At 71.1% G+C, this 23,201-nt stretch carries 20 protein-coding genes and 1 pseudogene; 15 read left to right on the plus strand and 6 right to left on the minus strand.

All coding sequences use genetic code 11. The annotated features are described in order from the left end of the window. The first annotated feature begins 178 nt into the window (after nucleotides 1-178). The 8 genes and pseudogenes from HUV60_RS19750 to HUV60_RS19780 all read left to right on the plus strand — a co-directional run bounded on the left by HUV60_RS19750 (nucleotide 179) and on the right by HUV60_RS19780 (nucleotide 8,498). On the plus strand, nucleotides 179-529 hold the full coding sequence (locus tag HUV60_RS19750) for a hypothetical protein (protein ID WP_152170346.1): 351 nt from the start codon (nucleotides 179-181) through the stop codon (nucleotides 527-529). Beyond that, complete coding sequence (locus tag HUV60_RS19755) at nucleotides 526-777, plus strand: hypothetical protein (protein ID WP_228033985.1); 252 nt, start codon at nucleotides 526-528, stop codon at nucleotides 775-777. Before HUV60_RS19750 ends, HUV60_RS19755 begins: the two co-directional genes overlap by 4 nt. Nucleotides 778-898: 121 nt before the next feature. Continuing rightward, the gene (locus HUV60_RS19760; RefSeq protein WP_257848584.1) at nucleotides 899-3,937 is read left to right on the plus strand and encodes a Tn3 family transposase; all 3,039 of its coding nucleotides are present in this window, start codon (nucleotides 899-901) and stop codon (nucleotides 3,935-3,937) included. Between the two features lie 108 nt (nucleotides 3,938-4,045). Further along, nucleotides 4,046-4,381, plus strand: a complete 336-nt coding sequence (locus HUV60_RS19765) for a hypothetical protein (RefSeq protein ID WP_257848585.1) — start codon at nucleotides 4,046-4,048, stop codon at nucleotides 4,379-4,381. Between the two features lie 13 nt (nucleotides 4,382-4,394). Beyond that, nucleotides 4,395-6,761: a tetratricopeptide repeat protein gene (locus HUV60_RS19770; protein WP_269441209.1), complete on the plus strand. Its 2,367-nt coding sequence runs from the start codon at nucleotides 4,395-4,397 to the stop codon at nucleotides 6,759-6,761. 100 nt (nucleotides 6,762-6,861) lie between these two features. After that, nucleotides 6,862-7,437, plus strand: coding sequence for a recombinase family protein (locus HUV60_RS19775; RefSeq protein ID WP_257848587.1), 576 nt, complete (start codon nucleotides 6,862-6,864; stop codon nucleotides 7,435-7,437). Between the two features lie 250 nt (nucleotides 7,438-7,687). Beyond that, nucleotides 7,688-7,855 (plus strand): annotated as a pseudogene (locus tag HUV60_RS33970) (IS3 family transposase); the annotation flags it as partial. A 178-nt stretch (nucleotides 7,856-8,033) separates the two neighbouring features. Next, on the plus strand, nucleotides 8,034-8,498 hold the full coding sequence (locus HUV60_RS19780) for a DDE-type integrase/transposase/recombinase (protein ID WP_269441279.1): 465 nt from the start codon (nucleotides 8,034-8,036) through the stop codon (nucleotides 8,496-8,498). Nucleotides 8,499-8,528: 30 nt separating this feature from the next. Here HUV60_RS19780 and HUV60_RS19785 read toward each other — a convergent pair whose 3' ends face one another. Together HUV60_RS19785 and HUV60_RS19790 are read right to left on the minus strand one after the other, a co-directional pair. Then, the gene (locus tag HUV60_RS19785; protein ID WP_257848590.1) at nucleotides 8,529-8,651 is read right to left on the minus strand and encodes a hypothetical protein; all 123 of its coding nucleotides are present in this window, start codon (nucleotides 8,649-8,651) and stop codon (nucleotides 8,529-8,531) included. Nucleotides 8,652-8,864: 213 nt separating this feature from the next. Further along, nucleotides 8,865-9,044 carry a hypothetical protein gene (locus HUV60_RS19790; RefSeq protein ID WP_257848591.1) on the minus strand — a complete coding sequence of 60 codons (180 nt, stop codon included), beginning with the start codon at nucleotides 9,042-9,044 and terminating at the stop codon, nucleotides 8,865-8,867. Nucleotides 9,045-9,900: 856 nt separating this feature from the next. Here HUV60_RS19790 and HUV60_RS19795 point away from each other — a divergent pair. Next, the gene (locus tag HUV60_RS19795) at nucleotides 9,901-11,064 is read left to right on the plus strand and encodes an ISAs1 family transposase (RefSeq protein ID WP_257848592.1); all 1,164 of its coding nucleotides are present in this window, start codon (nucleotides 9,901-9,903) and stop codon (nucleotides 11,062-11,064) included. 177 nt (nucleotides 11,065-11,241) lie between these two features. Here the strand turns inward: HUV60_RS19795 and HUV60_RS19800 are convergent, their stop codons facing one another. Beyond that, complete coding sequence (locus tag HUV60_RS19800; RefSeq protein WP_257848593.1) at nucleotides 11,242-11,718, minus strand: GNAT family N-acetyltransferase; 477 nt, start codon at nucleotides 11,716-11,718, stop codon at nucleotides 11,242-11,244. A gap of 79 nt (nucleotides 11,719-11,797) precedes the next feature. Between HUV60_RS19800 and HUV60_RS19805 the strand changes: the two genes are divergently transcribed. After that, a complete protein-coding gene (locus tag HUV60_RS19805) occupies nucleotides 11,798-12,607 on the plus strand; it encodes an exodeoxyribonuclease III (RefSeq protein ID WP_257848594.1) in 810 nt (269 codons plus the stop codon). Between the two features lie 283 nt (nucleotides 12,608-12,890). On the opposite strand, the gene pdxR is transcribed toward HUV60_RS19805, so the two are convergent. Further along, a complete protein-coding gene (gene pdxR, locus HUV60_RS19810; RefSeq protein ID WP_257848595.1) occupies nucleotides 12,891-14,333 on the minus strand; it encodes a MocR-like pyridoxine biosynthesis transcription factor PdxR in 1,443 nt (480 codons plus the stop codon). Between the two features lie 158 nt (nucleotides 14,334-14,491). Here pdxR and HUV60_RS19815 point away from each other — a divergent pair, with 158 nt between their 5' ends. Continuing rightward, entirely contained in the window at nucleotides 14,492-14,983 is a 492-nt protein-coding gene (locus tag HUV60_RS19815) for a cupin domain-containing protein (protein ID WP_257848596.1), read from the plus strand. A gap of 28 nt (nucleotides 14,984-15,011) precedes the next feature. Here the strand turns inward: HUV60_RS19815 and HUV60_RS19820 are convergent, their stop codons facing one another. Continuing rightward, entirely contained in the window at nucleotides 15,012-15,632 is a 621-nt protein-coding gene (locus tag HUV60_RS19820; RefSeq protein ID WP_257850167.1) for a MerR family transcriptional regulator, read from the minus strand. A 232-nt stretch (nucleotides 15,633-15,864) separates the two neighbouring features. Here HUV60_RS19820 and HUV60_RS19825 point away from each other — a divergent pair, with 232 nt between their 5' ends. From HUV60_RS19825 to HUV60_RS19840, 4 genes are all read left to right on the plus strand, one after another. Further along, nucleotides 15,865-17,406 (plus strand): flavin-containing monooxygenase, encoded by a 1,542-nt coding sequence (locus HUV60_RS19825; protein WP_257848597.1) that lies wholly within the window; start codon nucleotides 15,865-15,867, stop codon nucleotides 17,404-17,406. Continuing rightward, nucleotides 17,403-18,518, plus strand: a complete 1,116-nt coding sequence (locus HUV60_RS19830) for an alpha/beta fold hydrolase (protein WP_257848598.1) — start codon at nucleotides 17,403-17,405, stop codon at nucleotides 18,516-18,518. Before HUV60_RS19825 ends, HUV60_RS19830 begins: the two co-directional genes overlap by 4 nt. Nucleotides 18,519-18,529: 11 nt before the next feature. Further along, nucleotides 18,530-19,432 (plus strand): SDR family oxidoreductase, encoded by a 903-nt coding sequence (locus HUV60_RS19835; RefSeq protein ID WP_257850168.1) that lies wholly within the window; start codon nucleotides 18,530-18,532, stop codon nucleotides 19,430-19,432. Nucleotides 19,433-19,512: 80 nt separating this feature from the next. After that, nucleotides 19,513-19,701 carry a hypothetical protein gene (locus tag HUV60_RS19840; RefSeq protein WP_257848599.1) on the plus strand — a complete coding sequence of 63 codons (189 nt, stop codon included), beginning with the start codon at nucleotides 19,513-19,515 and terminating at the stop codon, nucleotides 19,699-19,701. Nucleotides 19,702-19,777: 76 nt separating this feature from the next. On the opposite strand, the gene HUV60_RS19845 is transcribed toward HUV60_RS19840, so the two are convergent. Next, nucleotides 19,778-23,176 carry a S41 family peptidase gene (locus HUV60_RS19845; RefSeq protein WP_257848600.1) on the minus strand — a complete coding sequence of 1,133 codons (3,399 nt, stop codon included), beginning with the start codon at nucleotides 23,174-23,176 and terminating at the stop codon, nucleotides 19,778-19,780. Between the last annotated feature and the right edge of the window lie 25 nt (nucleotides 23,177-23,201).

The following is a 23,201-nucleotide window of genomic DNA, read 5'->3' on the forward strand; positions in this document are numbered from 1 at the left end:
CGGCGGAGGGCTTCCGCGCCGACCTCAACGACTACGTCAGGAAGTACGGCTTCCTCGCGGCAGATCGTCCCCTACGGCGGCCTGGCGGATGATCCGCCGCGAGAAGGGGCTGGACTACGACATCTGATGCGTGTGCCCCGGCTGGATATGCTGGCCGGGGCATCCCTTGGAGGACATCGTGAGCACACAGCGCGACCACGGCACAGAGCTGATCCCGCGCCCCGCGCGGACCCCCGAGGCCCTCCGGGCCGCCCTTGCCGCCATCGCGCCGGAGCGGCTGCCGGAAATGGACGCCGATCAGCGCAAGGCCGTCGCCGCCGCCATCGAGCAGAGCAGCATCAAGCCCCTCCAGCTCTTCATGATCGCGTGGGCCGCCAACATCGAAATCGAGCGGTTTCCCGAGGCGGTGCGTGAGCTGCGCCGCGCCGAGTACATGGCCAACGCCGCCGAGACTCTTGAAGAAAGCCGCCGCTACGTAAGGATCTCCGGCGACATCATCCGCGCCGCGTACAAGGCGGTGTCCGAGTGACCTGGAGATGGGAGTACGACCCTGGCGAGGAGTACGTGGCGGGCGGAGCTCCGCCGGCCTTCATTGCCGAGGTCGAGAAGAAAGCCGACGAGTTGATCCGCGCCGCTGAAGCTCTCTACCTCGACGGCACGAGGTACGAAGGCATGGGGCCGAAGAGCGAAACCGTGGATGTCCCCGGAGGCATGTTCGTCTTCCTGATCGTCCCCCGGTTCGAGTGCGGCTACGTCCTCCAGGTCACCTGGATCTGACCCCAGCAGGTGGCCCCCGGCTCTTCGGAGCGGGGGGCGTTTTTCTGTCTCGGCTGACCGCCCAAGAATGACAGAGAGGGGTGGCCGTCCGGGCTGATGGTCTGATGGGGCGGGAGGGCGGATGGCCACGCGGGTGTTCTCCGATGAGGAGCTGGAGGGGTTGCGGTCCTTCCCGGCGATCGGCAAGGACGAGCTGATCCGCTACTTCACCCTCACTCCGGCGGATGAGGCGTTCCTGCGGAAGTTTCTGCGTCCCCAGACGGTTCTCGGCGCCGCGGTGCAGTTGTGCACGCTGCCGTGGCTGGGGTTTGTCCCGGACGAGGTTCCCTCTGCGCCGCCGGCGGCGGTGGGGCGGCTGGCGAGGCAGCTTGGCCTGCCGGTCGAGGTGCTGCGCGGCTACGGGGTGTCCCGTGGGCAGACGCGTACAGACCATCTGCGTCAGGTGGCGGGATATCTGGGGTGGCGTGCGGCGAAGGTGCTGGAGCTGGAGGAGCTGGACGAGTTCCTGCTGGCCCGCGCGATGGAGCACGACTCGCCGAGTCTGCTGTTTAGGCTGGGGTGTGAGTACCTGCGGTCGGCGAAGGTGATCCGGCCGGGCGTGGTCTCGCTGCTGGAGAGGGTCGCGACCGCCCGCCGGGCCGCCGAGCGCGAGACCCACGCTCGTGTGGCCCACCTGCTGGATGCCGGGCGCGTGCCGGGGCTGGAGGGGCTGCTGGTCGTCGAGCCGGAGCTGAAGTCCTCGCGGCTGCACTGGCTGGTGACCGGACCGGTGCAGGCGTCGCCGAACAGTGTGGGCGGCGAGGTCGAGAAGCTGAAGTTCCTGCGGGGGTTGGGTGCGGACACACTGGACCTGTCCGGGCTGCCCGCGGAACGGCGCCGCCACCTGGCCCAGATCGGGCGACGGCTAACCGCGCAGGCCCTGGTGCGGCGCGAGCCGAACCGGCGTCACCCGATCCTGCTCACGCTGCTCGCGCAGTCCGCCGTCGATGTCCTGGACTGCGTGGTGCAGCTGTTCGACCAGACCCTGTCCGGTTCGGAGTCCCGCGCCCGGTTCAAGCTGCGCGACGCGCTCGCCGAGCGGGCCAGGCTGTCGGAGGATCGGCTCACCCTCCTCGATGAGATCCTGCCCGTGCTCGCCGACACCGGCATCCCCGACGAGGACGTCGGCACGCTGCTGCGCGAGAAGATCGGCATGGACCGCATCCGCACCGCGCACGCCGGGGCCGCCGTGCGGCTGCCGAGGGATCACGGGCATCTGCGGCTGCTGGAGGGCTCCTACACCTACATCCGGCAGTTCGCGCCCAAGGTGTTGGAGGCGGTGAGGTTCGCCGGCGGGACCGAGGCGAAGCCGCTGATCGAGGCGCTGGAGATCCTGCGGGAGCTGAATGCCACCGGCACCCGCAACGTCCCCCATGGTGCCCCGACGCTGTTCGTGCCGGCGCGCTGGCAGGGCTACCTCGACGAGGCCGCCGCGAAGGGGGACGCGACCGCCTACCGGCACTACTGGGAGCTGTGCACGCTGCTCGCGCTGCGCGACGGCCTGCGCAGCGGGGACGTGTACGTGCCAGGTTCGCGCCGCTACGACAACCCGGCCGCCTACCTGTTCACCCCTGCCCAGTGGGAGTCGCACCGCACGGAGTTCTGCCGCCTGGTCGGCAAGAGCCCCGACGCCTCCCAGGCCCTGCCACTGGTGATGGACGAACTCGACGACGCCCTTGCCGACCTGGAGAGCACCCTGAGGAAGGGTGACGGGCCGGTCCGTCTGGGCGACGACGGGGAACTGGTCATCTCCCCGCTGAGCGCGGAGGACATCCCGTCCGAGGCCGAGGACCTGCACGCGGAGCTGGAGCGGATGCTGCCGAACGTGCCGATCGCCTCGCTGCTGGTGGAGATGGACCGGCACACCCGCTTCCTGGACTGCTTCACCCACGCCGGCGGCAAACAGACCCGCTCCCCGCAGCTCAAGCGCAACCTGATCGCCTGCCTGATCGGGCTGTCCACGAATCTCGGGCTGCACGGGATGGCCGCCTCCTGCGGAATCCCGTACGACGTGCTGGCCTGGACGGCGGAGTGGTACATCCGCGAGGAGACGCTGCGGGAGGCGAACATCTGCCTGGTCAACTACCACCACGCCCTGCCGATGACCGCGATGTTCGGCTCCGGCACCCTGTCCTCGTCGGACGGGCAGCGGTTCCCCACCCGGGGGAAGTCGATCACCGCGCGGCACCTGAACAAGTACTTCGTCGCCGAGGGCATCTCCACCTACACCCACGTCAGCGACCAGCACTCCACCTTCGGCACCAGGGTGATCGTGGCCACCCACCGCGAGGCGCACTACGTGCTGGACGAGATCCTCGGCAACGCCACCGACCTGCCGATCACCGAGCACGCCACGGACACGCACGGCGTCACCCTGGTCAACTTCGCGCTCTTCGATCTCGTGGGCAAGCAGCTCTCTCCCCGCATCCGCGACCTCGGCAAGATCACCCTCTACCGGATGGGCGCGAGGAACGACTACGAGGAGCGGTTCCCGGCAGCGGGGCCGCTGCTGACGAAGAAGGCCAACCTCGACCTCGTGGCAGCGCGCTGGGACGATCTGCTGCGGCTCGCGGGGTCGCTGAAGTACGGGCACGCCACCGCCTCCCTGATCGTCGGCAAGCTGTCCGCATCCTCACGGCAGAACGCGCTCGCCGCAGCGCTGAAGGAGTACGGGGCGATCAGGCGGACGATCTACGCCGCAAAGTACTTGTCCATCGAGTCCTACCGTCGCAAGATCGCGCGGCAGCTCAACAAGGGCGAGTCCATCCACGCCCTGCGCCGCCGGCTCCACTACGCCCGTGAGGGCAAGGTCACCCGCCGCCGGCCCGAGCAGCAGAACGAGCAGGCCTGGTGCCTGACCGTCGCGACGAACACGGTCATCTGCTGGCACACCACCTACCTCGGCCTGGCCGTCGATGAACTGCGCAGGGCCGGCCGCGAGGTGGACGCCGAGGTCCTGGCGCACATCTCCCCGGCCCGCAGCTCCGCGGTCAACTACTACGGCTCCATCACCGTCGACTACGACCGCGAACTCGCCCAGCTCGACGAGCACGGCCACCGCCCCCTGCGCACCGGCGCAGACCGCGCTGATCCCGCCGGAGAGGCCCCGGAACCACGCTGACGCGGGACGCGTTTCATGTTTCACACGAAAAAATCGCGAGACCACAGCAATTGGCGGAGCGTCAGCCAGATCCGGCGGGCCGCCACATGACGAAGGGGGAGGGCCGGCATGACGCAGAGGCGGAAGCCCGCGGTCCTGGTGCTGGCGGTGGTGGGGATCGTCTCCACGCCGCTGATCTGGCTGCTGGACAGCCCCGATGCCGGCCAGCTGGCCGGGGCCTCCATCCAGGCCGCCGTCGGCATCGCCGCCCTGGTCTGGGCCCTGTTCCAGCGCCCGTCCCCGGCCGGCCCCAAAGACAAGGCCACCCGGACCGGGAAAGCCACCCGCGGTGGTGTCACCGGCATCAAGCGGCCTGGCGGCCGCGGTAAGGGCTCGGCCACGGCCGAGCGAACGGGAGAGGCCAGCGGCGAGGGCTCCGTCTCCGGCATCGACTACTCGAACTAGGACCCGCACACCCATGGCGAAAGCACCACGCAAGACGTGGGACGAGGAGCCCGAGCCGTCCGTGACCGTGACGGGCACCGGCAACGCCGAGGCCTCCGGTGGCGGCACGTCCGTGACCGGCTACCGCGGCCCGGCCCCGGGAAGTGGTCCTGCCTTCCCCGCCTCCGTACACCTGTCCGACACCGGGCACGCGACCGCCACCGGGGGCGCAGTCGCCAACACCGGAAACCTGTCCATCGGCACGCTGGCCATGCAGCAGCGCGCCCCTCAGGAACCGGCCCCCTGGCCGCACCAGGTCGGCCTCATCCCTCCCGCGGCACGGTCCTACCAGCAGCGCGCCGAGGCGGACCGGCTGCGCACGAAGGTCGACGGCGGCGGCACCGCCGTGCTGACCCAGCTGCTGACCGGCATGGGCGGCGTGGGCAAGACTCAGCTGGCCGCCGACTACGCCCGCACCGCCTGGAACGACGACAGCCCAGCTGGCGGCCTGGATGTCCTGGTGTGGGTCACCGCGAGCGCCCGCTCCCCCATCGTGACCGGCTACGCCCAGGCCGGCATCGAGTTGTGCCGGGCCGACCCGGGCGATGTGGAGCAGGCCGCCCGCGCCTTCCTGGCCTGGCTCACCCCCAAGGCCGCAGCGAAGCCGTGCCGGTGGCTGATCGTCCTGGACGACGTCGCCGACCCCGACGACCTGAAAGGCCTGTGGCCACCCGACAGCCCCCACGGCCGCACCCTGGTCACCACCCGCCGCCGGGACGCCGCCCTCGCCGCCCACGGCCGCCGCACCATCGAGGTCGGCCTGTTCACCGAGGCCGAAGCCCTCACCTACCTCACCGCCTCCCTGACCGGACACGGCCACGACGAATCCGCCGACGAGCTGACCGCTCTCGCCGAAGACCTGGGGCGCCTGCCGCTGGCTCTCGCCCAGGCCGCCGCCTACCTCATCGACACCGGCGAGAGTGTGGCCGGCTACCGCCAGCTGCTGGCCGACCGCACCACCACCCTCGCCGACGCCGCCCCCGACGCCCTGCCCGACGACCAGGCCCTGCCCCTGGCCGCCGCCTGGTCCCTGTCCATCGATCGCGCTGACGAACTACGCCCGGCTGGCCTGGCTCGCCCGATGCTGCAACTGACCTCTCTCCTCGACGCCAACGGCATCCCCCAGGACGTCCTGACCAGCGCCCCCGCCCTCGCCCACCTCACCGCACACCGCACCCGCACCGGCCCGGAGCACGCCGGAGAACCGGACCCGGTCTCCGCCCGGGACGCCGTACGGGCCCTGAGCGCCCTGCACCGGCTCAGCCTCGTCGACCACGATCGGCAGGCCCCCCACCGGGCTGTCCGCGTCCACCAGCTCATCCAGCGCACCACACGCGACACCCTCACCCCCCACCAGCACGACATCACCGCCCGCGCCGCCGCCGACGCCCTCATCGCCGTCTGGCCCGAGATCGAACGCGACGCCGCCCTCGCCCAGACCTTCCGCGCCAACACCACCGCCCTGGCCGGCCACGCAGGGCAGGCCCTGTACCGGCCGGACGCGCACGCGGTGCTGTACCGCACCGGCCGCAGCCTCGGCGAGACCGGCCAGGTCACCGCCGCCCGCGACCACTTCCAGCACCTCACCGAAACCACCCGCCACCACCTCGGCCCCGATGCCCCCGACACCCTCACCGCCCGGAACAACCTCGCCACCATGCGGGGGGAGGCGGGGGATGCGGCGGGTGCCGCGGAGGCCTTCGCCGAGCTGCTGGCCGACCGCATCCGGGTGCTGGGCCCCGATGCCCCCGCCACCCTCACCACCCGGAACAACCTCGCCACCTGGCGGGGGGAGGCGGGGGATGCGGCGGGTGCCGCGGAGGCCTTCGCCGAGCTGCTGGCCGACCGCATCCGGGTGCTGGGCCCCGATGCCCCCGCCACCCTCACCACCCGGAACAACCTCGCCACCTGGCGGGGGGAGGCGGGGGATGCGGCGGGTGCCGCGGAGGCCTTCGCCGAGCTGCTGGCCGACCGCATCCGGGTGCTGGGCCCCGATGCCCCCGCCACCCTCACCACCCGGGGCAACCTCGCCACCTGGCGGGGGGAGGCGGGGGATGCGGCGGGTGCCGCGGAGGCCTTCGCCGAGCTGCTGGAGCACATGGTGGGGGTGCTGGGCCCCGATGCCCCCGCCACCCTCACCGCCCGGGGCAACCTCGCCACCATGCGAGGCCAGGCAGGGGATGCGGCCGGGGCTGTCACCGTGACCGAGCAACTCCTTGAGCACATGGTGCGGGCGTTGGGCGCCGACCATCCCCACGTGCCGATCATCCGGAACAACCTGGCCCACTGGCGGAAGGAGGCGGAGAGGGCACCCGGGCTGTCGGGTAACGATCGTTCATGAGACACAAAGATCGTCAAGGTGTTTCCGCAGGCCACGACTGACACGCATGCCGTGTCCGCGCCTATGTAACGCACAACCCCCTTCGCGATACACTCCGGCGATGAGAATCGGCGTCGCCCGCGTCAGCACCCGCGACCAGCACCCCGAAGCCCAGGAGGACGCCCTCCGCACGGCCGGCTGCGAGAAGGTCTTCACCGACAAGGCATCCGGAAAGCTCGCCCGCCGCCCCGAACTCGACAAGGCCCTCCTCATCGCCCGCGAAGGCGACCAGCTCGTCGTCACCAAGCTCGACCGGCTCGGCCGCTCCCTGGAGAACCTCATCGACCTCTCCAAGGACCTCCAGGCCCGCGGCGTCGACCTGGTCGTCCTCGACCAGGGCATCGACACCTCCACCGCCCTCGGCCGCATGTTCTTCCAGATCCTCGGCGCCATCGCCGAGTTCGAGCACGCCCTGATGTCCGAACGCACCAGGGACGGCCTGGCCGCCGCCCGCGCCCGCGGCCGCACCGGCGGCCAGAAACCCAAACTCGGCCCCCGCCAGGTCAAGCTCGCCCGCGAGATGTACGACTCCGGCGACTACACCGTCCAGCAGATCGCCGACGAATTCGGCGTCGCCCGCCCCACCATCTACCGCCATCTCAGCAACGTCCCCAGCCAGCCCGAGGGCACCGCGTAACCCGGCATCTCCGCAGCTCAGGCGCTACTCCGTTGGTTTTTCCGCGAGAACTACCGGGACCCCGAAAAGCGACGGCCTTCTTCGCGCAGCAGAAGACGAAGTAGCCGCGCGCTACCGGTTCATCGACGCGGAGAAGGCCGGCGCGGACAATCCCGGCGGCTACAGCGTGTCGTTGCTGTGCCGGGCGCTGAAGGTGGGCCGCTCGGCCTGTTACGCGTATCTGGCGGGCCGGGAGGCTGCCCTGGTCCGGGTGGAGGTCGAGGACGAGCTCGCTGCGGAGATCCGGCGGATCCATGCCGGATCACGTGGTGCCTACGGTTCCCCGCGGGTGGCCGCGGTCCTGCGACGCGACGGGCGGCGGCTCAACCGGAAGAAGGTCGAGCGGATCATGCGGGAGCGGGGCATTCGCGGTATCACCCGCCGTCGGCGTCGCAGCCTGACGAAGGCCGACACCAAGGCGGCACCGTCGCCGGACTTGGTCGGCCGGGACTTCACCGCCGCCGAGCCCGGCACGAAGCTGGTGTCCGACATCACCTACCTACCTACCTACCTACCTACCTACCTACCTACCTACCTACCTACCCGCACTGGCCGCACTGGCCGGCCGGTGGTATCTCGCGACGGTCCTCGACCTGGCCACACGCGAGGTGATCGGGTACGCGATGGCCGACCACCACCGGGCCTGTCTCGTCGTCGACGCCCTGCGGATGGCCGCCGCCCGAGGCGGACTGAAGGAAGGCTGCATCACGCACTCGGACCGTGGCTCGGAATACACATCACGTGAACACCGAGCCCTGATACAGGAGTTGGGCCTGAGGCAGAGCATGGGACGAACAGGGTCATGTTGCGATAAAGCCGCCGCCGGGAGTTTCTTCGGTCTGCTGAAGGCGGAGAGCGGCACCACGGTCTGGGAGTCCCATGAAACCGCCCGGGCCGATGTCTTGCACTTCATCGAGGTCGAGTACAACCGCACCCGCTTGCGCAAGCACCCCGAGTACGGCTACGTCACCCCACTCGAAACCAGAGCCCTGGCGACGCAAGACCTCACCCCCGCAGCGTAAACACCCGCTGTCCAGGCACAGGGTGGAACTTCAGGTGACGCCTCCACCGTGGACGAGCACCACAGCTTGGGGGGTTGGTTGCTCCGGCGTGACCAAGGTGCCCGCCAGGTGGAGGCCGTCGAGAGTGCGGACGCTCACGTCAGTTGAAGGCATGGGGGCGAGCGTAGGGAGTTCGGGGGCGGGGCGGCCAGGTGGAGGGGCTGCTGTCACCACTCGAAACCCACAAGACCATGCAATAGCCGGATCCGCCTACTCGAGCGAATCTGGCATTCAAGCATCTTTGATGAAGATGTCCGAGGTGTCACCTATCCCGCTGTGGAGCGTTGGGCTCCGGAGACTCGGCGCCTCGAGGCAGCAGACGCTTTTCTAGATCATCTCAGTTTGTTCAACGGCCTTGTGAAGGCTGCCGTCCCTATCCGCGACGCCCAGCAGTGCCGCCTCCCGTACTGCCACCGCTCCCGCCTCCACCATTGCCACCACCGCCCGCACCGCCTCCTCCGCCGCCTGGCCGCCCACCACCGGCGCCGCCTCCGCAGTCAGTGCCAATAGTGATCGCACCGTGTGCGGTAGCCGGTGCGTGGACACCGTCACCGATCATGACTGCGTCGTAGCCACTCAGCAGCTCTTGAACGGTTCCAGGGCCGAAGTTCTCCGGACTGGTGATCGAAGCAATGCCTTCGGCGTTGGTATAGGCACTGCCGAGGAGGCGACCGCCGGTGGTGTAGAACTGCACCCTCTGCCCAGCCAGGGGCTGGCCGGTATGAGCGTCGAGTGCGGTCGCGTTCAGGTTCTCCAACTGCATCTGCGTGATGTTGATCGATGCTTGGCTGGCCGACAACAAGGTCGGCCGCAAGGAAGAGCATTCAGCCGCGCCGCCCTCGCACCCGGACGAGGTGGTCGCGGATGCACTGGCACCACTCGCTACACCGAGTGCGGTCAACGCGACAGCTGCCACTGCGACAGCCTTGCGCCCGGGAATTCCCATGAGTTTCCTCCAGTGTGTTCTGACTCGTCGCAGCTCGATATGGGCCCGACGTGTGCCCCTGAGGCTCGGGTAGTTGATGCCAATTGGGGTGGCACGGGGAACACTACGACCCGTAAATGCGACAAATGGAATGCGGAGATTCGGATGCCACGATCGAATGACGAACTCACCCTGAGGTTGTCACCGTCGATCGACCATTCACTCGAGTCTCGGCCGCCCGTTGTTGCTAGCTCGTGAACCACCAGGGGCTGTTGCATGATCGCGATCGGTCCGGAACGTCGGGCTGGTCCGGCCCTGGGGCGGACATCCCGGTTCGGGCAGGGGCAAACGCAGTGCAGGCACGGTCTCGGTGATCATGTGAGTGTCGAAGTCCCATGAACACTTGGCGAGTCCGTGCCTGCTCCTGCATCTTCCCCCATGCCCACCGCGCTGGACCAACTGGCCCAGACTCCCGCACCGGCCCCTCTGGCGGACGCGGTCCGCCTGTCCGGATTTTTGGATCTGCTTCCCGATCCACGAGGCGTCCGGGGCCGCCGCTACTCGCTGCCGGCCCTGGTCGCCGCGGCCGCAGCGAGTGTCCTGGCCGGCGCCCGTTCGTTCACCGCGATCACAGAATGGATCAGCGACGCGCCCGGATGGGCCTGCCGGGCTCTCGGTTTCCCCGTCGACCCGCTGACCGGCACCGTGTCCGTGCCGCACCCCCACATCCTGCGCCGTCTCCTCGTCCAGCTCGACGGCGACGCCCTGGGCCAGGCGATCGGAGCCTTCCTCGCCTCCCGCGCCACCCCGGCCGGTCCCGAGCTGAGGGCGATCGCGGTCGACGGCAAGGCCCTGCGCGGCTCACGCACCGTCACCACCACGCACATCACCCTGCCGGCCGCGATGGACCACGCGGGCCACGTCCTGGCCCAGCGTCAGGTCGCCGACAAGAGCAACGAGATCCCCGCCTTCCAGCCCCTGCTGTCCACCATCGACCTGACCGGCACGGTCATCACCGCCGACGCCCTGCACACCCAGCACGCCCACGGCAGCTACCTCCGCGCCCGCGGTGCCCACCACATCGCCCAGGTCAAGGCCAACCACCCCGGTCTGTTCGACCGCGTCCGCCATCTGCCCCGGCGCGAGATCGCGCTCGACCACTACGACCGCACCCGGGCCCACCACCGCCTGGAGATCCGGCGGCTGAAGACCGCTGCCTTCGCCCACCTCGACTACCCCGACGCCAAGCAGGCCCTCCAAGTCGTCCGCCGGAGGAAGGACTTCACCAGCGGCAAGCTGACCATCGAGCGCGTCTACCTGATCACCAGCCTGCCGCCCGGCACCGCCAGCGGCGCCCGGCTCGCCGACTGGATCAGAGGGCACTGGAAGATCGAAAATCTTCTGCATCACGTCCGCGACCGCACGTTCCGCGAGGACGACTCCAAGATTCACGCCGGCCGCCTCCCACGCGTCATGGCCGGCCTGCGCAACCTCGCCATCGGCGTCCACCGCCAGGACGGCCACATCAACATCGCCGCCGCTCTACGCCACACCGCCCGCGACTGCCACAGGCCCCTGGCCGCCCTCGACCTCACCCGATGAACCCGGACAGATCTTGATCATGCAAGGGCGTGGCGGTGTCGTTCCGTTCCGTCTCGGCTGCGGCAGGGGCCGCCTCGTACGGATCAGGCGTTTCGGAGAACGTGAAGCTTCAGCGGGCCGGTCCCCACGTCTTCGGCATGATCCGCCGGACAGGCTCCAGCAGGCGGTGTCCCGCTGCTACAGGGCCTTCGCGTAGCAGCGGCTCGACTCGTGGAAGCGGTAGTGGCCGAACTTCTCGCAGGGCTCGTAGCCGCTGGAGGTGTACAGGGCGATGGCTTCCGGCTGCTTGGTGCCCGTTTCCAGGACCATGCGCAGGCGGCCGGCCGTGCGGGCGTCCTCCTCCAGGGCGGCCAGGACGCGGCGGGCCAGGCCCCGGCCGCGCATCTGCTCGATCACGTACATCCGCTTCAGTTCGGCGTCCCCGTCGAGGTTGCCCTCGCCGTTGGCGTTCTGGACGCGCCAGCCGCCGGAGGCGACGGGGGTGTCGTTCTCGTCGTAGGCGACCAGGTAGATGCCGTTCGGCGGCTGGAAGTGCGCCGGGTCCATGGGGGTGGCGTCGCCGCCGTCGCCGTAGCGGACGTGGTACTCGGCCTGGACCTCGTCGTTCAGCTTGACGGCGTCGGGGTGGTCGTAGGAGACACGGCGGATATTCATGCGAAGTAAAGTATATCAATCCGATAGGTGGGAGGGATCCGTTTTCGGGCCCCGTCCAGTGTGCCGGTATCGTGCCCTGATGCTCACTGTGACCTCCGTCAACGTCAACGGACTGCGTGCCGCCGCCGAGAAGGGCTTCGTGGAGTGGCTGGCCGGGACCTCCGCCGACACGGTGTGCCTGCAGGAGGTGCGCGCGGAGCCGGAGCAGTTGCCCGGGCACGTCCGGGAACCCGAGGGGTGGCACGTGGTGCACGCGCCCGCCGCCGCGAAGGGGCGCGCCGGAGTTTCGCTGTACACGCGGCGTGAGCCCGATCGCGTCCAGGTCGGCTTCGGGTCGGTCGAGTTCGACGGCAGTGGGCGGTACGTGGAGGTGGACCTCCCCGGGGTCACCGTCGCGTCCCTGTACCTGCCCTCCGGCGAGGTCGGTACCGAGCGGCAGGACGAGAAGCTCCGCTTCATGGGGGAGTTCCTCGCGTACCTGAAAGGGCTGAGGGAGCGGGCCGCTGCCGAGGGGCGGGAGGTCGTCGTCTGCGGGGACTGGAACATCGCGCACGAGCGGGCCGACCTGAAGAACTGGCGCGGCAACACCAAGAACTCCGGGTTCCTGCCGGAGGAGCGGGAGTGGCTGGGACGGGTCCTCGACCCGGCCGACGGCGGGTACGTGGACGTCGTTCGGGCGCTGCATCCGGAGGCCGAGGGACCGTACTCGTGGTGGTCGTACCGGGGGCGGGCTTTCGACAACGACGCGGGGTGGCGCATCGACCTCGCCGTGGCCACCCCCGGGCTCGCCGCCCGCGCGGTCGAGGGCTACGTGGAACGCGCGGCCACGCACGCCGAACGCTGGTCGGACCACGCGCCGGTGACGGTGGTCTTCCGGCCTCGGGACTGATGAACCCGCACGCCGAGGTGGCGCGTGTTCACCGACCGGGGGTCTCGCCAGTCACCCGGAGCAGGAGTGGCGCGTCCGTCAGAGGCGGACAGGAGCGAACGGCCAAAGGCGCGGTCGAAATCGCGCCGCTGGTCAGGCCGTCGTCATCGTGCAGAGGCGCCGCACGTCCTGCGGGAGCGCGTACAGGGTGCTGAGGAAGATCACAGCTTCCGCCGCGATCCATCATGCCGGCGCCCGGAGCGGTACTCACGAACGGCCCCGCCCGTCCCTGCCCACGTGGCCGTCAGTCCCTGTCGGGCGGTGGAGGCAGAACGCCGCAGAGGGCGTCGAGCGCCGCTTCGAAACCGTGGTCGGGAGGTGCGGCGTAGCCGACGACCAGGCCGTCGTGCGCGGGCATGCTGGCGGCCGGGTGCCGGAAGCCGGCGAGCCCGTCCACGGCGATGTGCTGCCAGGCCGCGGCCCTGGTCACCGGGCGTTCGGTGCCGGGCGGCAGGCTCAGCACCGCGTGCAGCCCGGCGGCGACGCCCGTGAGCGTGATGTGCGGCGCCCGGCGGGCGAGAAGCGCGACGAGACGGTCCCTGCGGTCCCGGTAACGTTGCCGGGTCCGGCGGATGTGCCGGTCGTAATGGCCCGACTCGATGAGATCGGCGAGTGTCAACTGGTCCGTGACGCCGGCCCACGCCTCGCGCTCACCCTTGACGCGCAGGACGGGCTCCACCAGGTGGTCCGGCAGTACCATCCACCCCAGCCTCAACGCGGGGGAGAGGCTCTTGCTGAGCGAGCCCAGGTACACGACACGCTGCGGATCGAGACCCTGGACGGAGCCCACCGGCTCCCGGTCGTAGCGGAATTCCCCGTCGTAGTCGTCCTCCAGCAGCACACCCTCGTTCCCGCGAGCCCAGTCCACGGCGGCGGCCCGCCGCTCGGGGTGGAGCGGTCCTCCCGTGGGGAACTGATGGGCGGGGGTGAGCAGCGTCGCCCGTGCGCCCTTCAGCGCGAACAGTTCCGTGGCGCGCGCCCCGTGCTCATCCAGTGTCAGGGGAACGGTCCGGACGCGTGCGGCCCGCAGGATCGACCGGTGGAACGGCAGACCGTAGGACTCCACCGCCAGAGGGCCGCGCAGCACCTTCCCGCCGAAGAGAAGCCGCAGGGCGGGCGCGACACCGGAGCACACGACGATCGTCTCGGGGCTGGTGCGCACGCCTCGCGCGCGTGACAGGTATCCGGCCAGGGCGCGTCGCAGCTCGGGCCGGCCGCGGGGGTCACCGGGCCCGAACGCGTCGTTGGGCGCCGCGTTCAGTGCCCGCCGCGCGGCAGCCAGCCAGGCGGTACGGGGGAAGGAGGCGGCATCCGGCAGGCCCTGCCGCAGGTTGTGGGCGGGTGGTTCCGCACGTGCCGGCATCGGTTTGGGCACGCGGGGGGAACCGACCGGCTTCGCTCTGGGCGCCACCCGCGTCCCCGACCCCTGTCGGGCGACCAGCCAGCCCTCGGCGACGAGTTCGCCGTAGGTCTCGGCGACGGTGTTGCGGGCCAGCCCGAGGTCGGCGGCGAGCGACCGGTAAGGAGGGAGCCGGGTGCCCGGTGCCAGCCGCCCGCTCCCTATCGCCTCGCGCAGCGCGCGACCGAGCGCGGCGCGGCGGCCACCGCCTTTGGCCATCTCCGGGTTCAGGTCCAAGTGCAGGTCGCTGCCGATGCGTTCGGCCGGATTGACCCATGAATCAGCCACGGAAATGCACCCTACACGGGGTCTTTCGAGTGCATAGCGTGGTGGTCAGGAGGGACGGGGACCGGCGCGGGGCCGGGGACCGGACACGGCCCGGGGCAACCCGCGCGGGCCCGCCCCTCCGTGGTTGCACCGATCTGATCGCATCCGGGGAGAACCTCATGAACGCGTCCGCCCGCCCCGTCCTCGTCCGTGCCGGTTCCGCCGAGACGTTGCAGGACGGGCCCACCGGTCTCATCACGCTCCTCGCCGACTCCGCCCAGACCCAGGGGGCGTTGACGGCCAACCGGGCCAGTCTGCGCAGGGGTTCTCCGGGCGCCCCCGTCCACTTCCACACCGAGGCGACCGAGATGTTCTTCGTGCTCGGAGGCAGTCTGCGGGTGCTGCTGGGTGACCGGATCGTCACCCTGGAGCCCGGCGACTTCGTGACGGTGCCGCCGCGGTTGCTGCACGCCTTCGCTCCGGCCCGGGGGGAGGAGGCCGACGTGCTGGTCGCCTTCACCCCCGGTATGGACCGCTTCGACTACTACCGGCTGCTGGAGCGCGTCCATCGGGGGGAGGCCTCCGTCGAGGACATCAAGGCCGGCTCCGCGCAGTACGACAACCACTACCGCACCAGCTCCCTCTGGCAGGCGGAGCTCGCCGGCGACTGACCGGCCCAGGGGGCGGGGCCGCCCGCGGTCAGCCCCGTTTGCGCAGCCGGCGGTCCATCGCCAGGGAGAGTTCGGCGTCGACCACGCTGCGGGCCAGGGGGCGCAGGCGCTGCACGGCCTCCTCGGGGGCGTGGCGCACGATCAGCTCGGCGAAGAGGCCGGCCATGGCCTCGGTGTGGGTACGGACCTCGCGGCCCGCGCGCAGCACCTCCGCGAGCGGGATGCCCTCGCGGACCAGGGCGGACGAGACGTCCAGCAGGCGGCGGCTGATGTGGACGATCTCCCCGCCGTCCGTGCCGAGGTAACCGAGGTCCATCGCGGCGGCCAGGTTCTCCGGGGTCACGTCGCCCGCGAAGCAGTCGGCGAGTTCCTCGGGGGTGAGGCGGACCGGTGTTTCCTCGGTGGGGGTGTCCATGCCGAGGAGTTCGCCGACGTCGCGACCGTGGTCGAAGGCCTCGGCGAGTTCCGCTATGCCGTTCAGGGTGTGACCGCGTTCCAGCAGCGCCGTGATCGTGCGCAGCCGGGTCAGGTGATGGTCGTCGTACCAGGCTATGCGGCCCTCACGGCGGGGCGGCGGCATCAGCTTGCGTTCGCGGTAGAAGCGCAGCGTGCGCACCGTGATGCCGGCCAGGCGGGCCAGTTCCTCCATGCGGTACTCGCGCCGCTCGCCCCTGGGTTCCGCTTCCTCTGCCACATCAGCAGCCTAGGCCCTGCTGTCGAACCCACGTGTGCCCGACGAACGCGGCCCCCGAAGGCGTACCGGCGGTAACTTTTTTCCTGCGTGCCCCCTGCCCGTCAGTAGCCGACTGCTCTACCCTCCCCATTGCGCCAGTGGTCACTGGCAAGGTTCTCTGTGGTGGGCAAGAGCTGGAGGCTTCGGGATGGCCGAGCACGAACACGAGCACGAACACGAGCACGAACACGTACGGGTCGCGGTGATCGGGTCCGGGTTCGGCGGGCTGGGGGCCGCCGTGCGGCTGAGGCGCGAAGGGGTCACCGACTTCGTCGTCCTGGAGCGGGCCGGGTCCGTCGGCGGGACCTGGCGGGACAACAGCTATCCGGGGTGCGCGTGCGACGTGCCCTCGCATCTGTACTCGTTCTCCTTCGCGCCCCACCCCGACTGGCCGCGCTCCTTCTCCGGGCAGGAACACATCCGCGCCTACCTCGAACACGTCACCGACGTCTTCGGGCTGCGCCCGCACATCCGCTTCGACTCGGAGGTGAAGCGGATGGTGTGGAACACGGAACGGCTGCGCTGGGACATCGAGACCAGCAGCGGCAACCTCAGCGCCGATGTGGTCGTGTCCGCCACCGGGCCGCTGTCGGAGCCCAAGGTCCCCGGCATCCCGGGACTCGACGCCTTTCCCGGCAAGGTCTTCCACTCCGCCCGCTGGGACCACGGATACGACCTGCGCGGCAAGCGGGTCGCCATGGTCGGCACGGGCGCGTCGGCGATCCAGATCGTGCCGGCCGTCCAGCCGCTCGTCTCCCGCCTCACCCTCTTCCAGCGCACCCCGCCCTGGGTCCTGCCCCGCGTCGACCGGCCCATCGGCGGAGCCGAACGGGCCCTGCACCGGGCGCTGCCCTTCACCACCCAGCTGCGCCGCGGACTGCTCTGGGGCGTAAGGGAGTTGCAGGTCCAGGCGTTCACCAGGCACCCGGGCGCGCTGGGCTTCGCGGAGCAACTGGCCAAGCGCAACATGGCCCGTGCCGTCAAGGACCCCGCCCTGCGTGCCCGGCTCACCCCCCACTACCGCATCGGCTGCAAGCGCATCCTGCTGTCCAGTACGTACTATCCGGCGATCGCGCAGCCCAACGTCGACGTCGTCGACGGAGGGCTGGGCGAGGTCCGTGGGTCGACCGTCGTGGCGGCCGACGGGACCGAGGCCGAGGTCGACGCGATCGTGTTCGGAACCGGGTTCCACGTCACCGACATGCCCATCGCCGAGCGGGTCGTCGGCGCGCAGGGGAAGAGCCTCGCCGAGACCTGGACGGGCGGCATGGAGGCGCTGCGCGGTGCCGCGGCCGCCGGGTTCCCCAACTTCATGACGCTCATCGGGCCCAACACCGGCCTCGGGAACTCCTCCATGATCCTCATGATCGAGTCCCAGCTGAACTACCTGGCCGACTACCTCCGCCAACTCGACGTCCTCGGCGGCCGGGTCGCCCTCGACGCGCGTCCCGGTGCCGTCCGCGGCTGGAACCGCCGGGTGCAGGAGCGGATGAAGCGCACGGTGTGGAACACCGGTGGCTGCACCAGTTGGTACCTGGACGCCAATGGCCGCAACACCACCGTCTGGCCGGGTACCACCGCCGAGTTCCGGCGGGCCACCCGGCGCGTGGACCTCGCGGAGTACGCCGTCCTGCGGGCGGCGCCCGGGAAGAGGGCCGCGCCCCACGAGAGCGCCGGGGTGGTCGCGTGAGCCGGCCGGCGCACGTCTCCGCGGGCCCCTACGCCCCACCCGTCCCCGCCCGCGAACTCACCGCCGTCTCCGCCGACGGCACCCGGCTGCACGCCGAGGCGCACGGGCCCGACGGGGCGCCCGCGGTCGTCCTCGCCCACGGCTGGGCCTGCTCGACCGCCTTCTGGGCGGCCCAGATCCGCGAACTCGCCACCGACCACCGGGTGATCGCCTACGACCAGCGCGGTCACGGACGTACCCCCGCGAGCCGGAACTGCACCACCGACACCCTCGCCGACGACCTGGAAGCCGTCCTGGCCGCCACGCTCGCACCCGGCCAGCAGGCCGTGATCGCAGGGCACTCCATGGGCGGCATGACGGTCGTGGCCGCGTCCGCCCGGCCCGCCTTCGTCGAGCACGCGGGGGCCGTCCTGCTGTGCAGTACCGGCAGTTCACGGCTGATCGCCGGGTCGACGGTGCTGCCGATCCGGCCGGGACGGGTACGGAACTGGCTGACCCGGCGTGTCCTCGGCTCCCGGGTCCCGCTCGGGCCCGTCACACCGGCCGCCCGCCGCATCCTCAGGTACGCGACGATGGGGCCCGGTTCGACGCCGCACATGGTCGAGGCGTGTGCCCGTATCGTGCACGCCTGCCCGCGCACGGTCCGCCACTCCTGGTCGCACGTGCTCGGCCTGCTCGATCTCGGCCACGCCGTGAGGGAGTTGCGGGTGCCCGCGGCCGTCGTCGTCGGCACCGCGGACCGGCTCACCCCGCCGGTGCACGCGCGGGCGATCGCCGCCGAGCTGCCGCACTGCCTCGGGCTCACCGAACTGCCCGGCGTCGGCCACATGACACCCGTGGAGGCGCCCGGCCTGGTCACCGCGCGGATCCGGGAACTCGCCGCCGCCCACCTGCCTGCCGCGCCTGCTGTACCGATCGTGTCTGCCGCGCCTGCTGTACCGATCGTGTCTGCCGCGCCTGCTGTACTGACCGTGTCTGCCGCGCCTGCTGTACCGATCGTGTCTGCCGCGCCTGCTGTACCGATCGTGTCTGCCGCGCCTGCTGTACCGATCGTGTCTGCCGCGCCTGCTGTACCCGTCGTACCCGCCGCACCTGCCGAGGAGAGCGCATGAGTGGACAGCGCATGACCGGGGGCCGTCTCGAAGGCCAGGTCGCCGTCGTCACCGGAGCGGCGCGCGGGGTCGGGGAGCTGCTTGCCCGCAAGCTGTCCGCGCGGGGGGTGAAGGTGGCGCTGGTCGGGCTGGAGCCGGACGGACTCAAGCAGGTCTCGGCGAGGCTGCACAGCGAGAGCGACCACTGGTACGCCGACGTCACCGACCACGAGGCGATGACCCGGGTCGCGGCGGAGGTGAAGGAGCGCTTCGGGCGGGTCGACATGGTCGTCGCCAACGCCGGTGTGGCGAACGGCGGTCCGTTCGCCGACTCCGACCCGGAGGCCTGGCGGCGGGTCATCGAGGTCAACCTGATCGGGTCGGCCGTCACCGCCCGCGCGTTCCTGCCGCTGCTGACCGAGAGCCGCGGCTACCTGCTCCAGATCGCCTCGCTCGCCGCGATCACCCCGGCCCCGATGATGACCGCGTACTGCGCGTCCAAGTCCGGTGTGGAGGCGTACGCGCACAGCCTGCGCGCCGAGGTCGGACACCGGGGTGTGCGGGTCGGCGTCGGCTATCTGTCGTGGACCGACACGGACATGGTGCGCGGGGCCGACCAGGACACGGTGCTGCGGGAGCTGCGGCAGCGACTGCCGTGGCCGGCGAACAAGACGTACCCGTTGGGCCCCGCGGTGGACCGACTCGTCGCCGGGATCGAACGGCGCTCCAGCCATGTGTACGGGCAGTGGTGGCTGCGCGGGATGCAGGGCGTACGCGGATACCTGCCCGGAATGATCGGGACCGTCGGTCAGCGGGAGGTGCGGCGGTTCTCGGACCGGCTCGCCGGCATGCGGACGGGGCTGGTCGGGGCCGGCGGCACCGCCGACGAACAGCACCGGACCGGGCTCGGAACAGCACCGGACCACGCTGCGTGACTGATCGACGTGCGCAGGGTGATGGCCCGTGTGAATCTGGTCGGGCAACAGCCCCCACACCCCAACGGGAGTGAACCCACATGGGTATGAAGGACCAGTTCCAGGAGAAGTCCGAGCGGATGAAGGACCAGGCCAAGCAGAAGATGGGCGAGGCCGGGGAGCAGCACCAGAACCGCGGCCGCGGTCGCGAGGAGGAACCGGACAACCCCCAGCAGCGCCGGCTGCAGCAGGAGTCCGACGAGCGTCGCGAACAGCGCCGCCAGTCCTGACCTCGTGAACTGAGCTGAGCTGAACCGAGAAGGGGCGTCTCCTCCCCCGGGGGCGCCCCTTTCGTGCCGTGTCCGATCAGCCCTCGTACATCCTCGGCGGCAGCTTCGGGCGGGAGCGGTCGGGGACGTCGCTGTAGGTCGGGGGCGTGGCCGGGGGCTCGGAATCCAGGAGCTCCAGGGCCAGTCGGACCGCGTCGTCCAGTACGGCGTGCCGGCCCTCCGCCCAGTCCAGCGGGGTGCGCAGTGCCTCCAGGTCGGGAGCGACGCCCTTGTTCTCCACCGACCAGCCGTACGCGTCGAACCAGGCCGCGTTCATCGGCACCGTGATCACCGTGCCGTCCCCCAGCCGGTGCCGGCCGGTCATGCCGACGACGCCGCCCCAGGTGCGCTGCCCGACCACCGGCCCCAGTTCCAGCAGCTTGAACGCGGCCGTGATCATGTCGCCGTCGGAGCTGGTCGCCTCGTCCGCCAGGGCGACCACCGGCCCGCGCGGGGCGTTGGCCGCGTACGACACGGGCTGCGCGTCGCGGGTGAGGTCCCAGCCGAGGATGGTGCGGGTCAGGGTCTCCACGACGAGTTCGCTGATGTGGCCGCCGGCGTTGCCGCGCACGTCCACGATCAGGGCCGGGCGGGACACCTCCATGCGCAGGTCGCGGTTGAACTGGGCCCAGCCCGAGCCGCCCATGTCGGGGATGTGCAGGTAGCCGCACCGGCCGCCGCTCAACTTCCTCACCACCAAACGCCGTTTGGCCACCCAGTCCTGGTAGCGCAGCGGGCGCTCGTCGATCAGCGGGACCACGGCGACCCTGCGGGGCGGGCCGGCGCCCTCGGCGGGGGTGAACGTCAGCTCCACCGTCGTACCGCCCGCCCCCGCGAGCAGCGGGTAGGGCCCGGTGACCGGGTCCACCGGGCGGCCGTCGACATGGGTGAGGACGGCGCCCTCGCGGATGCCGGTGCCGGCCAGCGGGGAGCGGGCCCGGGAGTCGGAGGAGTCGCCGGGGAGGATCCGCCTGACTGTCCAACCACCGTCACGGAGAACGAGGTTGGTGCCGAGGAAGCCCTGGCGGCGCTGGTAGTGCGGCGGGCCCTCGTTGCGGCGGGCGGCGGTGACGTAGGCGTGGGACGTGCCGAGTTCACCGAGGAGTTCGCGCAGCAGGTCCGCGAACTCGTCGGGAGAGGCGACCCGTTCGACCAGCGGACGGTACTGGGCGAGCACCGCGTCCCAGTCGATGCCGCACATGCCGGGTTCCCAGAAGTAGGACCGGGTCAGCCGCCCCGCCTCTTCGTACGCCTGTCGCCACTCGGCCCCGGGATCGGCCTCGTGCAGGATGCGGCGGACGTCGATCCACACGGTGGAGTCGCTGTCGCCCGGCTCGTTCGCGGGCACCGCGCGCGGCTCGCCCTCGTCCGCGACGACCAGCCGGGTGCCGTCGCCGCTGACCGCGAAGAAGTCGAGGTGCTCCACGAGTTCGGACTTCTTCGCCCGGCTGATGCCGAAGTGCTCCAGCGTCGGCCGGCCGCTGGTGTCGTCCGGGTTGGCGAAGGTCTCGCCGAGCGCGCCCGAGATCGGCCAGCGCAGCCAGACCAGTCCGCCGCCCGCGACCGGGTGCAGCGCAGAGTATTTCGAGGCGGCGACCGGGAAGGGGGTGACCCGGTTCTCCAGGCCCTCGGTCTCGACGGTCACCGCCCCGCTGTCGCCGGCGTCCCCGGTGTCGTCGGCCTCCACCGGGTCGAGGCCCCCGGCGGCCGGCCGGCCCTCGGGGCTGAGGGCGAAGGGGGAGAGGGTCGCCGACGACAGCGGCACCAGGTACGGGCGGCAGCCCAGCGGGAAGGACAGGTCGCCGGTGTGCACGTCGTACACCGGGTCGAAGCCGCGCCAGGACAGGAAGGCGAGGTAGCGGCCGTCCCGGGTGAAGACCGGATTCTCGTCCTCGAAGCGGCCGTTGGTGACGTCGATGACCAACCGGTCCTTCATCCGGGCCAGTTTGATCTGCCGCAGCGACCGCCCGATGCCGGGGTGCGACCAGGTGAGCCACCCGCCGTCGGGTGAGAACGCGAGGTCGCGCACCGGGCCGTTGACGGACCGGATCAGCTCGGTGACCCGGGGGCCGGGGGCGGCGCCGGAACTTTCTCCGGAGCCCGCGCCGCCGTCGTCATCGGTGCTCTCACCGCCACCCTCGGACTCCCCTGCCTCCTGGGCCTCCCCCGCCTCCTCGCCGGTGTCGACGAGCAGCAGACGTCCGTCGTGGGAGGCGACGGCCAGCCGCCCGCCGTCCGGGTCGGCGACCATCTCCAGCACCCGGCCCAGCTCCCCCGAGGCCAGCCGCCGGGCGGGGCGGTGGCCGCTGGCCCGGGGCAGGGAGGCGATCTCGACGGCGTCCTCGCCGTTGGCGTCCGTCACGTACGCCACCCGCCCGCCCGCGCCGAGCATCTCCGGCAGCCGCACCCGTACGCCCGGGGTGTCCGTGAGGGTGCGGGCGGGGCCGTCGCGGTGGGTGAGCCAGTACAGGCTGCCGCGTACGATGACGGCGCTGGCCCGGCCCGTCTCGTCCACGGAGATGCCGTCCAGGTGGTGGGCGGCGGGCACCTGGTAGCGGCGCCGCCCCGCGCGCGGCCCGCTCAGTGCGATGCCGAGCCGGCGCGGCACCGAGCCCGGGGACAGGTCGTCGACGATCCACAGGTCACTGGCGCACTGGTAGACGACCCGGGTGCCGTCACTGGACGCGTGGCGGGCGTAGAACGCGTCGTGATCGGTGTGACGGCGCAGGTCGGAGCCGTCGTACGCCACGGAGTACAGGTTGCCGACGCCCTCGTGGTCGGAGAGGAAGGCGACCCGGCCGCCGACGAACATCGGGGAGTGCAGATGCCCGTCGACGTCTTCGGCGCCGCCGCCTTTGCCGGTTTCCCCGCTCCCGCAGAGCAGGCGCCGTCCGTGCAGCCACAGCCTGCCCGTCGCCCCGCCCCGGTACCGCTTCCAGGAGGCCGGTTCGTGCGGTGCGGTGCCGGTGAGCAGCAGGGTCTGCCGTTCCCCGCCGATGTCGGCGACCTGGAGGTCGGTCACCGGGCCCCAGGGCAGTTTGCGGCCGGGACTGCCGTCGGGGGAGAGCTTGTAGGCCCAGGTGAAGTACGAGAACGGCTCACCGTGCGAGGCGACGGCGAGGATCTCGGCGTCCGTGTTCCCGTTCCGGGGAGCCCAGCCGCAGACCCGGGTGTCGGAGCTGCCCCAGTAGGTGAGCCGGCGTCCGGGCCCGCCGTCCACCGGGACCAGGTGGACCTCGGGGGCGAGGCTGCGCCAGCTCGTGTACGCGATGTGGCGGCCGTCGGGGGAGAAGCGGGGGTGGCCGAGTCTGGTGCGGTCGACGGTGAGCCGCCAGGCCCGGCCGCCCGGGGCGTTGAGCGGGGCGAGCCAGAGGTCGTCCTCGGCCACGAAGCACAGCAGGTCCCCGTTGAGGTGCGGCAGGCGCAAATAGCTCACCACCCCATGCTTTTCCGGAGGACGG

This window comes from Streptomyces sp. KMM 9044 (assembly GCF_024701375.2).
Lineage (GTDB): Bacteria > Actinomycetota > Actinomycetes > Streptomycetales > Streptomycetaceae > Streptomyces.